General features: G+C 63.0%; 9 protein-coding genes. 3 read left to right on the top strand and 6 right to left on the bottom strand.

The genetic code is table 11. The features are described from left to right. Nucleotides 1-23 precede the first annotated feature (23 nt). Complete coding sequence (locus tag BM70_RS0102940; RefSeq protein ID WP_025854616.1) at nucleotides 24-1109, bottom strand: fatty acid desaturase family protein; 1086 nt, start codon at nucleotides 1107-1109, stop codon at nucleotides 24-26. A gap of 164 nt (nucleotides 1110-1273) precedes the next feature. Here BM70_RS0102940 and BM70_RS0102930 point away from each other — a divergent pair, with 164 nt between their 5' ends. After that, nucleotides 1274-2317, top strand: a complete 1044-nt coding sequence (locus BM70_RS0102930) for a LacI family DNA-binding transcriptional regulator (RefSeq protein ID WP_025854615.1) — start codon at nucleotides 1274-1276, stop codon at nucleotides 2315-2317. Here the strand turns inward: BM70_RS0102930 and rtcA are convergent. From rtcA to BM70_RS0102915, 3 genes are read right to left on the bottom strand one after another with little or no spacing between them, the layout of a single operon-like run. Next, on the bottom strand, nucleotides 2314-3339 hold the full coding sequence (gene rtcA, locus BM70_RS0102925) for an RNA 3'-terminal phosphate cyclase (RefSeq protein WP_025854614.1): 1026 nt from the start codon (nucleotides 3337-3339) through the stop codon (nucleotides 2314-2316). The two genes, BM70_RS0102930 and rtcA, sit on opposite strands and share 4 nt — an antisense overlap. Nucleotides 3340-3347: 8 nt before the next feature. Next, entirely contained in the window at nucleotides 3348-4136 is a 789-nt protein-coding gene (locus BM70_RS0102920; RefSeq protein ID WP_025854613.1) for a nucleotidyltransferase domain-containing protein, read from the bottom strand. 13 nt (nucleotides 4137-4149) lie between these two features. Continuing rightward, on the bottom strand, nucleotides 4150-5376 hold the full coding sequence (locus tag BM70_RS0102915; RefSeq protein ID WP_025854612.1) for an RtcB family protein: 1227 nt from the start codon (nucleotides 5374-5376) through the stop codon (nucleotides 4150-4152). Between the two features lie 214 nt (nucleotides 5377-5590). Between BM70_RS0102915 and rtcR the strand changes: the two genes are divergently transcribed. Beyond that, nucleotides 5591-7171: an RNA repair transcriptional activator RtcR gene (gene rtcR / locus BM70_RS0102910; protein WP_025854611.1), complete on the top strand. Its 1581-nt coding sequence runs from the start codon at nucleotides 5591-5593 to the stop codon at nucleotides 7169-7171. Nucleotides 7172-7255: 84 nt separating this feature from the next. Here rtcR and yghU read toward each other — a convergent pair whose 3' ends face one another. Both yghU and BM70_RS0102900 read right to left on the bottom strand, forming a co-directional pair. Continuing rightward, the gene (gene yghU / locus BM70_RS0102905) at nucleotides 7256-8089 is read right to left on the bottom strand and encodes a glutathione-dependent disulfide-bond oxidoreductase (protein WP_025854610.1); all 834 of its coding nucleotides are present in this window, start codon (nucleotides 8087-8089) and stop codon (nucleotides 7256-7258) included. Nucleotides 8090-8192: 103 nt separating this feature from the next. Further along, nucleotides 8193-9416 (bottom strand): MFS transporter, encoded by a 1224-nt coding sequence (locus BM70_RS0102900; protein WP_025854609.1) that lies wholly within the window; start codon nucleotides 9414-9416, stop codon nucleotides 8193-8195. 101 nt (nucleotides 9417-9517) lie between these two features. On the opposite strand from BM70_RS0102900, the gene BM70_RS0102895 reads away from it, so the two are divergent. After that, nucleotides 9518-10480, top strand: a complete 963-nt coding sequence (locus BM70_RS0102895) for an AraC family transcriptional regulator (protein ID WP_025854608.1) — start codon at nucleotides 9518-9520, stop codon at nucleotides 10478-10480. Nucleotides 10481-10515: the final 35 nt, after the last annotated feature.

Here is a 10515-nt window from a genome sequence, read left to right as displayed (position 1 = left end):
TTGTCTGAAAGAACGCGGTGGGTTTACTGGGGCTGCTGCGCAGCCCAGCGCGAGCAAGCTCGCTCACTACCATGGGTTGGGCGCTGGATGAAGTAGCTCGGGTCGCTGCGCTGCTTCCAGATCGTCGGCAAGATTTCCTTGTACGCCTCGAACAGGTTGGCGTACGGCGGCGGGCAGTCGCTGCGGATTTCTTCGTGCAATTGTGCGAGCGCGTGGTACGGCACCATCGGGTACATGTGGTGTTCGAGGTGGTAGTTCATATCCATGTAGATAAAGCGCAGCACGCGGTTCATGTAGATGGTGCGGCAGTTGCTGCGGTGGTCCAGCACGTCTTCGGCCAAGCCGACATGCTGGGTGAGGCCAAACAGGTAACCCAGCCAGGCGCCGTAGAGGCTCGGCAGGCCAACCAGCATCAGCGGCAGCCAGCTATGCAGGTACAAGGCGGTGCCAATCACCACGGCGTAGATGCCGACCCAGATGCGTGCCGCGCGAAACACCTTCGGCCATTCGGATTCAGGAATGAAGTCCGCCTCCTGGGCACTCATCTTGCCAATGGCATGGCGCACCACGCCGCTGAACGTCTTCCAGGCCAGGGGCAGGTTGAACAGGCTCAAGAACATCATCAAGAAGCTCGGCGGGCGCGGTTCGACGATCTCCGGGTCGCGGCCGACCACGATGGTGTCTGTGTGATGGCGGGCATGGCTCCAGCGCCATACGTGGGGTTCGAAGATGCACATGAAGCTGGCGACCTGATAGAGCACGTCGTTCATCCAGCGGGTCTTGAACGCGGTGCCGTGACCGGTTTCATGCCAGCGCGGGTTGGACCCGGTGCCGTAGAGCACGCCATAGGCGAGGAAGAACGGCACACAGGCCCAGGTGCCCCAGAACCAGTAGCCACCAAACCCGGTGGCGAACAGCGCGCTCACCCAGATAGCGGTGTCGAGCAGGGCCGGGCCGTCGCGGCGCTGCATAAGTTCTTTCATGCGCTTACGTGAGATGGGGGATTGGTACCAACTGGCCGAGACCAGGCCTTTATCAAAGGCGCGGGCGGCTTCGGGGCCAGTGAGGCTGTAGTCGCGACGCGTGATAGGAGCGGTGTGTTCAGGCATTGTTATTGTTCTCCGCAAGCGGGGGGGGGGTCTGGTGCTGTGTGAAACCCACCATAGAGAACGGGTAGTTCACCCTCAAGGCCTTGAATCCATTCCCTATCAAGCTATCATCCAGGCCCAGCGGGGCTTGATAGTTTTCTATCAAGACGCTCAAGGGGCCTGTCATGAACAACAATAAACGCCCAACCATCGCCACCGTTGCCGCCCAGGCGGGGCTCAGCGTAGCCACCGTCGACCGCGTGTTGAATGCACGGGCGCCGGTCAATCCCGAGACCGCCGAGCAGGTGTTCCAGGCGGCCGAAGCCGTGGGGTATTTCGCGGCGCGGTTGATCGGCCAGCGTATCCGCGAACGCCGGCCAACCTATCGCTTCGGCATTCTGTTGCTGGCTACCGCCCAGGCGTTCTATGCCAGCCTGGCGCAGGCGATCAGCGCCGCCGCCGAGCAGCATGCGGGCGCCAACCTAACGTGCCAGTTCGACTACATCGTGGATCGCACACCCAGCGCCATCGTCGCGCAAATCGAACAGCTGGCCGTGCAGTGCGATGGCCTCGCGGTGGTCAGCTATGCCCATCCGCTGATCAACGCCTGCCTCAAGCAGATCCGCGAAGCCGGCGTGCCGGTGGTTGCCCTGCTCTCGGACATCCACGAACACGCCGAAGAACCCTATGTAGGCCAGGACAATCACGTGGTTGGCCGCACCATGGGCTGGCTGCTCGCGCGCACCTGCGGCGCGCGCAAAGGCAGCGTGGGGATTCTGCTCGGAGGCCATCGTTTTCTCGGCCACCAGGCGCGGGTCGAAGGCCTGCACGGCTACCTGGCCGAGCACGCGCCGGGGCTCAAGCCGTTGGAGCCGCTGATCAACCTCGACAACTGCGACATCACCGAAGAAGCCACCCTCGACCTGATCAGCCGCCACAGCGAGCTACGCGGCCTGTGCGTAGTGGGCGGCGGCGGTGACGGCATCATCAGCGCCCTGACGCAATTGCCCAAGCGACCGGCACTGTGTTGCATCCTGCAGGAGTCCACCGAGCTGTCACGCCAGGCGTTGCGCGAGGGGGTGATTGATGTGGTGATGGATTCACAGCCACGGCACACGGCGACCGCGCTGGTGCAGCTGATGGTGCAATTGCAGGGCGCTGAGGGGTTCGATCCGGTGCCGCAGCGGGTGTATATACCGCCGCACATTGTGACGTCGGAGAACCTCTAGCGGGCGCGACACTCGATTTTCAAACCGCCCTCCTCCAGCACGTGACTCTCGATCACCACAGGCAGGAAGCGTTGGATCACCTGCATGTTGCTGTGCAGATGGTCGCTCATATGTGGCGTGGTGAAACGACCACAGCCAGCCAATGCCATCGGCAGCAGCAACTGGTCGGCCAGGTGCTCACCCACCGCCGCGTCGGTACCCCGCCACTCCATGGCCTGGTCGATCGCCAGGTCGGCCACGGTCTCGGCACGCACGTTGGCCAGGCCGAACGCGCTGAACACTTCGGTGACGTGCTCGTGAACATACTCCAGCATCAGCACGTTTCCCGGCCCTTGCGCTGGGTCGACCTCAATCGGGAGCCACTGGGCGTCGTCGAACGACAAGCGCTGGCGCACGCGCTTGAACTCGCGTTCGCTCACCTGGGCAGGCAACCCGGCGTTCAGCGTTATCGCGCGGGCTTCGAGCAACTTGCCACGCTGCATCAACTGCAATGGCGCCAGTTCGCAGGGTTGGATAAATACCTCCAGCTCGCCGCCGCCTGCGGGCACAAACCCATACCGGTTCAAGCTCAATTCGATACGCGCGCCCATGCGCCGCAACAGCGGGAGCCAGGCACGCCGCAAAAAGTCCACCGGCGGTGCCAGTGGGTTATGGGTGCCGCCACAGATCGTCACGCGACTGGCCGTGGGCGCGCGCAGCAATGCCGGCAGCAAGGTCTGCAACACCAGGGTGCAACTGCCGGCCGTGCCGATGGAAAAGCGGTATTCGCCCCCTTGGATCGGACCGGGCTCGAACACCAGGGACTGCGAGCCCAATTGTGCACCGTGCACCTGGGCACCACAGACTTGCGCCGCCGCCAGCACAGCCGTCAGGTGTTGACGCATCAAGCCTGGCCGGCTGCGCTTGGCGCGAATGTTTTTGATCCGCAGGGTCAGCCCGGTCACCATCGACAGGCTCAGGCCACTGCGCAGCACCTGGCCGCCGCCAATGGCGCCATCGAGTTCAATCACGTCCTGTTTCATAGTTTTCCTTAGGCAAAGCGTTTGACCGTATCCCGCAAGTAGTGGTCCAGTTGTCGGGAGTCTGCATGTGTGCGTGGTAATACCGGTGTGCCGCGTTCCAATTCACGTTGTATGTACGCGTGCAGCGCCGGACGTCGAGGCCCGTACGCCGCTTCCCCGGCATTGCGTTTCAGCGCCAGCAAGTTCGCGACCTCGTCGAGTAATTGCGCGTCATCAACCGTGCTTAACAAGTCAGCAAACGTCATCGGCGGCCGGCCCAGCCCCAGGTCGATCCAGCGCACTGCAAGCAAAGGTCGCAGCACGTAGAAGTACTTTTTGAACCGCACCGTGTCGCCTTGCAGGTAGCCGCGGAAATTTTTCCTGGCCATCGACAGGTAATGACTGCGCGCCGCTGGCGGACTGTAGAACGTCTCGGCCAGGGCGCTCAGTTGCACTGTGGCGTCGACCTGCTGGCGATATACCAGCGGCGAGTCCAGCCATTCCAGCAACGTGGGGTTGGATTTGCGCAACAGACCCAGCGTCTTGCGCAACTCCCAGCCACTCACGTCCAATTCATCATCCAGCGGACGCTCGATGACATCGCGCGGCGCATCCACCTGCATGAACCAGTCGGGTTTTTCCACGTAGACGAAACGCACGTCGTAGTCGCTGTCGGTGGAAGCAAACCCCCAGGCCCGGCTGCCGGACTCACAGGCATACAGCACGGTGACATTGCGTGCGCGCTCTATGCGCTCCAGTTCCAGTAGCACCCGCGCACGCATGGCGTCGCTCAATGGGTGGCGTTCATCCCTTTGCATCCTGATTCCCCTCTTATCCTTTGACGCACACCACTTGGCGCAAGGTGTGCAGCACTTCCACCAGCTCGCGCTGGGCATGCATAACCTGGTCGATGTCCTTGTAGGCCATCGGAATTTCGTCGATCACATCGGCGTCCTTGCGGCACTCCACATGGACGGTGGCGCGGATCTGGTCAGCCAGCGTGAAAGTGTTCTTCGCCTTGGTGCGGCTCATGGTGCGGCCAGCGCCGTGGCTGCAGGAGCAGAACGACTCTTCGTTGCCCAGCCCGCGCACGATGAAGCTTTTGGCACCCATGGAGCCCGGGATGATCCCCAGCTCCCCTTTCTTGGCCGACACTGCGCCTTTACGCGTGACCAGGATTTCTTCGCCAAAGTGCCGCTCTTTCTGCACGTAGTTGTGATGGCAGTTCACGGCTTCCAGCGCCACTTCAAACGGTTTACTGATCACCTGGCGCGTTGCCTTGACCACCGCACGCATCATCAATTCACGATTCTGCCTGGCAAAATCCTGGGCCCAGCCCACCGCGGCCACATAGTCATCGAAGTGCTGGCTGCCCTCATCGAAGTACGCCAGGTCACGGTCCGGCAGGTTGGCCAGGTGTTGGCGCATGTCGGCCTGGGCCAGTTGGATAAACAGGTTGCCAATGGCATTCCCCACGCCACGGGATCCGCTGTGCAACATGAACCAGACACTGTTGGCTTCATCCAGGCACACCTCGACGAAGTGATTGCCACTGCCCAGGGTGCCGAGGTGTTGGCGGTTGTTGCTGCGCTCCAGTTGCGGGTACTTGTCGGTGATCGCCTTGAAGCGTGGGTGCAGCGCCGACCACACCTGATCGGCCTGGGCCGGTACATGTTCCCACGCGCCTTTGTCGCGACCCTTGCGGCTGTGGGTACGGCCATGGGGTACCGCTGCCTCGATGGCGCAGCGCAGGCCGTGGAGGTTGTCGGGCAAGTCGCTGGCCATCAACGTCGTACGCGCAGCGATCATGCCGCAGCCGATATCCACGCCCACTGCCGCCGGGATGATCGCGCCCACGGTGGGGATCACGCTGCCGATCGTCGAGCCCTTGCCCAAATGCACATCCGGCATCACCGCAAGGTGCTTGAAAATGAACGGCATCTGGGCGGTGTTCATCAGTTGCTTGCGTGCCTCAGGCTCCACAGGCACGCCCTGGGTCCAGAGTTTGATCGGCTTGCCGTTGGCGACTTCCAGCAGTTGGTAAGTGTTCTCTTGCATGATCTCGATTCTTTTCTTGAAAGCCGGCAGTACGGCGTTGGCTGGGAGATAGCAGCGGGCGTGCCAGGTTTTTTCCATGCCACGACAAAAACTACTAATTACTTGTTTTATATCGTTATTTTTAATAACTATGCTGCATGACGTTAAAAATCGATGACAAGGGCGCCACAGCATTCATATCCTTTCATATCGTTACTTATATTTTGGTCTAGTCATGAAACACAAGCGCACGGTCGCCATCGGGTTTATCGGGTCCAAGCTGGACCGCGTTGGCAAGGGCGCCAACCGCTGGAATCACTGGCGCCCCAGTGTCGGCCTGTGCCAGCAAGATGACCTGCAGGTCGATCGCCTGGAGCTGATCCACGACATTGACGCCCGTGACGTCAGCCTGGCCGAGCGGGTATGCGCCGACATCCAGCAGATCTCGCCCACGACCGAGGTGCGCCTGCACCCCATGCCACTGAACGATCCCTGGGATTTCGAAGAGGTCTACGGCGCGCTGCACGACTTCACCGCCGCCTACACCTTCGACACCGACCGTGAGGACTACCTGGTCCACATCACCACCGGCACCCATGTGGCACAGATTTGCTGGTTCCTGCTCACCGAGGCACGCAACCTGCCAGCACGACTGATCCAGACCGCACCCACCCGCCGTCGTGAGGACAGCGCCCCCGCCACCGGCACCCACACCCTGATCGATCTCGACCTGTCACGCTACGACCGCATCGCTTCGCGCTTCGCCCACCAACGCCTGGAGGGCCTGGCCTTTCTCAAATCCGGCATTGCCACCCGCAACAGTGCGTTCAATGCCTCCATCGAACAGATTGAACGGGTGGCAGTGCGCTCCACCGCGCCCATGCTGCTGATCGGCCCCACCGGCGCGGGCAAATCCTTCCTCGCCCGGCGCATTTACGAACTCAAGCGCAGCCGCCACCAGGTGCAGGGTCGCTTCGTGGAAGTCAACTGCGCCACCCTGCGTGGCGATGGCGCAATGTCGGCTTTGTTCGGGCACACCAAAGGCGCCTTCACCGGCGCGCAAAACGCCCGCGACGGCCTGCTGCGCGCGGCGGATGGCGGCATGTTGTTTCTCGATGAGATCGGCGAACTGGGCCTGGATGAACAAGCGATGCTGCTCAAGGCCATCGAAGAAAAACGCTTCTACCCCATGGGTGCCGACCGTGAAGTGACCAGCGACTTCCTGATCATCGCCGGCACCCACCGCGACCTGCGCGGGCGCGTGGCCGAAGGGCTGTTTCGCGAAGACCTGTATGCGCGCGTCAACCTGTGGACCTTTGACCTGCCAGGCCTGGCGGGAAGGCGTGAAGACATCGAACCCAATATCGACTTCGAACTGGAGCGCCACGCCCGCGAGCAAGGTCGTCGCGTGCGTTTCAATCTGGAGGCGCGCCGACGCTACCTGGCGTTCGCCTGTTCCAGCGAAGCGGCGTGGCTGGGCAACTTTCGCGAGCTGTCGGCGTCCATCACGCGCATGGCCACCCTGGCAGACAGCGGGCGTATCGATGAAGCCCAGGTCGAAGAAGAAATCCAGCGCCTGCGCTACGCCTGGGGGCTGACCGAAACCCATGCACTGCTGCCGGCCGACCTGGATCTGTTCGACCAGCTGCAGCTCAAGGCGGTGATCGAGGTGTGCGTGCAATCCGACAGCCTTTCCGACGCTGGCCGCCGGCTGTTCGGTGTTTCGCGCCAAGCCAAGGCGCAACCCAATGACGCGGACCGCCTGCGCAAATACCTGGCGCGCTTTGCCATTGATTGGAAGCAGTTGAAGCCTTAGGCCTGCGCATTGCCAAGACAGCCGTGGACCGCTCCATCGAGCGCATGAAGCTCCCTGTGGGAGCTGGCTTGCCGGCTACAGGGTTTAATCCAGGTCGCTGGCGCTATGGCGCTCGGCCAACTGCTCATGCAGCTCTCCGAACACCCGGTTCACCCGCCGCCCCCGCTGCACCGCCGGCCGTGCTTCAATCGCATCCGCCCAGCGCAATACGTGCTTGTATTCATGCACCGACAGGAACTCCGCCGCGCCATACAAGCGGCCTTTGACCAAGCCACCATACCAGGGCCAGATGGCGATATCGGCGATGGTGTATTCATCACCCGCAATGTATTCGCTCACCGCCAGGCGCTGGTCGAGCACGTCGAGTTGGCGCTTGGTCTCCATGGCAAAGCGGTTGATCGCGTATTCCATCTTGCTCGGTGCGTACGCGTAGAAATGCCCGAAGCCACCGCCCAGGTACGGCGCGCTGCCCATCTGCCAGAACAACCACGACAGGCACTCCGCGCGGGCCGCAGGTTCGGTCGGGAAGAACGCGCCAAATTTCTCGGCCAGGTATTGCAGGATCGCTCCCGACTCGAACACCCGAATCGGCGTGGTGCCGCTGCGGTCCAGCAGCGCCGGGATCTTGGAGTTAGGGTTCACCCCGACAAAGCCGCTGCCGAACTGGTCGCCGTCACCGATCTTGATCAGCCAGGCGTCGTATTCCGCACCGCTGTGACCCAGCGCCAGCAGTTCCTCCAACAGGATCGTGACCTTCTGACCGTTAGGCGTGGCCAGGGAATACAGCTGCAGGGGGTGCTTGCCTACCGGCAGTTCCTTGTCATGGGTAGCGCCGGCAATCGGTCGGTTGATGCTGGCGAAGGTGCCGCCACTCTCGGTGTCCCAGGTCCACACTTTCGGGGGTACGTAATCGGTCATGCTTACTGCTCCAGACGTGCTTGCGATCAGCGAAGCGCTCCAGACTAAACCAAAGATCGATGGCGCGTCACACAGTGAATGCCCGCCACTCTGCACGGCCGCTTCAAAGATGCAACGGCACGCCCACGGCACCACTGCGCGGCACGCTTACCCGCAGCGCAATCAACAAGGCGGCCAACAACATCAGTACACCGGCGCCGAGAAACACCCCGCCGATGCCACTGAGACTGAACATCGCGCCCCCACCGGCGGCCCCTGCCGCGATGGCCGACTGCACCGAGGCCACGACCATGCCGCCCGCACTTTCAGCTTGATCCGGCACGGCCCTGGCCACCCAGTTCGACCACGCCACGGGCACTCCGCCAAAGGCCATGCCCCACAGCGCCAGCAGCAACGCCTGGCCTGGCAGGGAGGCCGGCAGCAGCACCAGGGCAAGCGCCGCGAGGCCTACGCATACCGGCATCAGCACCAACGTGCCGAGTGGATAACGCACCAGCATCCAGCCGGCCAGCAGCGTGCCGACGAAGTTGGCCGCGCCGAAGCCCAGCAGCATCAGGGCCAAGCCTTCGGGCCCCACCCCCGTGGTGCTTTCCAGGAATGGCCGGATGTAGGTGAACAGCGCGAAGTGCCCGGTGTGCACCAGCACGCAGCCAAACATGCCGATGGCGATGCCCGGACGCAGCAGCACATCCAGTACCGTGCGCAGGCGTGCGGTGCCCGTGGGGGCCAGGCGCGGCAGTGTGAACAACTGGAACACCAGCGTCACCACGCCGACTGCAGCCGCGGCAACAAATGCACTGCGCCAGCCATACAGGCCGCCGAGGTAGCTGCCCAGCGGTACGGCAACCACCGTGCCCACCGCAATGCCACTGAAGATGATCGACAGCGCCCGGGGCAGCAGCGCCGCCGGCACCAAACGCATCGCTACCGCCGCCGCCATGCTCCAGAAACCACCCAGGGCGGCGCCCAGCAGGATGCGCATCAACAACAGCACCGCCAGGCTGGTAGAGAACGCCACCAACAGGTTGGACGCAATCATCAGCAGGGAAAACCCCAGCAGCACCACACGCCGGTCGATCCCACGTGTCAGGCCCGGCACCAGCAACCCGGCAAACAGCGCCACCACCGCCGTCACGGTCACGGCCTGGCCGGCCAAGGCCTCGGACACCCCAAGGTCCATCGCCATCGGCGTCAGCAGGCTGGCCGGCAGGTATTCCGCCGTCAACAACCCGAACACGCCCATGGCCAGGGAAAACACCGCCATCCAGGCCGCAGTAGCGGGCTCCGCCTCCGAGCGGAAAGAGGCTTGAGCTACACAATCATTCATCACACGACATCCTCGGGAAATTAGCGCGACGGCCAGTCTAGGTTCGTCTATTCGGATGATCTATGATACAAACCCTTGAGTTTTTGACCAAAACCCCGAACATGACTGCAGCGGCCCCGTTCACTCTGTCCTCCGACCTTATCGACGAACTGCTGCGCAGCATGCGCCTGCGCGGGGTGCAGTACCGGCGCATCCAGGCCGGGCCGAGCTTCGGCATGGGCTTTGAGGCGAAACCGGGGCACGCCTACTTCCACTTCCTTGCAGCAGGCACGGCCACCCTGCGTACCGATGACGACAGCCTGTTCGAATTGTCGGCGGGCAATGCTGTATTCATCTCCCATGGCGGTGCCCATGCGCTGTCATCCACTGCGGACCGGCGCGTGCAGGACATCAACGGCTTTGATGCGACCCCGCTGGGCGATACCGTCTGCGCCGTGGATGCATCGCCCGACACGCTGCCCAGTACCTTGCTGTTCAGCGCCTGCATGGAGTTCGAACTTGGCAGTATCCAGGGGCTCGGCAGCCTGATGCCGGCCTTGATGCTGATCGATGCCCAGGGCCAGCGTTACCCCGGCCTGATGCCGATCCTGGCGGTGATGGAGCGCGAAGTCTCCACGGCTCGCGTCGGCTACTCCGGTATCCTCGCGCGCCTGGCCGATGTGGTGGCGGCCATGATCGTGCGTGGTTGGGTGGAATGCGCCTGCGGCAATGCCTCGGGACTGGTGGCGGCGTTACGCGATGCGAGACTGGCAGGCGCCCTGCTGGCCCTGCACCAGCAGCCAGGCCGCGATTGGAGCGTGGCCGAACTGGCCGCGCAGTGTCATACCTCCCGTTCGGTGTTCGCCGAGCGCTTCCAGGCCACCCTGGGTATCCCGCCCCTGCGCTACGTGACGGAACTGCGCATGCGCCTGGCCAGCCAATGGCTGACCCTGGAGCGCTTGCCCATCGAAGACGTGGCGCTGCGCCTGGGCTACACCTCCCAAGCGGCGTTCAGCCGTGCATTCAAGCGCATCACCGGCCAGCCACCGGGCGCCAGCCGGCATGGCAACCGAAGCCCGGCATGAACCAACGTCAGGCCATTGCGCAGGCGGATCCTGCG

Origin of the sequence: Pseudomonas sp. CHM02, assembly GCF_000612585.1 — a bacterium.
Taxonomy (GTDB): Bacteria; Pseudomonadota; Gammaproteobacteria; order Pseudomonadales; family Pseudomonadaceae; genus Aquipseudomonas.
The sequence above is the reverse complement of the archived record's forward strand: the minus strand, read 5'-3'. Positions and strand labels throughout refer to the sequence as shown.

Excerpts from the sequence above, each read along its gene's own strand:
- BM70_RS0102915 (WP_025854612.1), bottom strand. The coding sequence starts at position 5,376 with ATGCAAGAGAACACTTACCAACTGCTGGAAGTCGCCAACGGCAAGCCG.
- BM70_RS0102895 (WP_025854608.1), top strand. The coding sequence starts at position 9,518 with ATGACTGCAGCGGCCCCGTTCACTCTGTCCTCCGACCTTATCGACGAA.
- yghU (WP_025854610.1), bottom strand. The coding sequence starts at position 8,089 with ATGACCGATTACGTACCCCCGAAAGTGTGGACCTGGGACACCGAGAGT.
- BM70_RS0102900 (WP_025854609.1), bottom strand. The coding sequence starts at position 9,416 with ATGAATGATTGTGTAGCTCAAGCCTCTTTCCGCTCGGAGGCGGAGCCC.
- rtcR (WP_025854611.1), top strand. The coding sequence starts at position 5,591 with ATGAAACACAAGCGCACGGTCGCCATCGGGTTTATCGGGTCCAAGCTG.
- rtcA (WP_025854614.1), bottom strand. The coding sequence starts at position 3,339 with ATGAAACAGGACGTGATTGAACTCGATGGCGCCATTGGCGGCGGCCAG.
- BM70_RS0102930 (WP_025854615.1), top strand. The coding sequence starts at position 1,274 with ATGAACAACAATAAACGCCCAACCATCGCCACCGTTGCCGCCCAGGCG.
- BM70_RS0102920 (WP_025854613.1), bottom strand. The coding sequence starts at position 4,136 with ATGCAAAGGGATGAACGCCACCCATTGAGCGACGCCATGCGTGCGCGG.
- BM70_RS0102940 (WP_025854616.1), bottom strand. The coding sequence starts at position 1,109 with ATGCCTGAACACACCGCTCCTATCACGCGTCGCGACTACAGCCTCACT.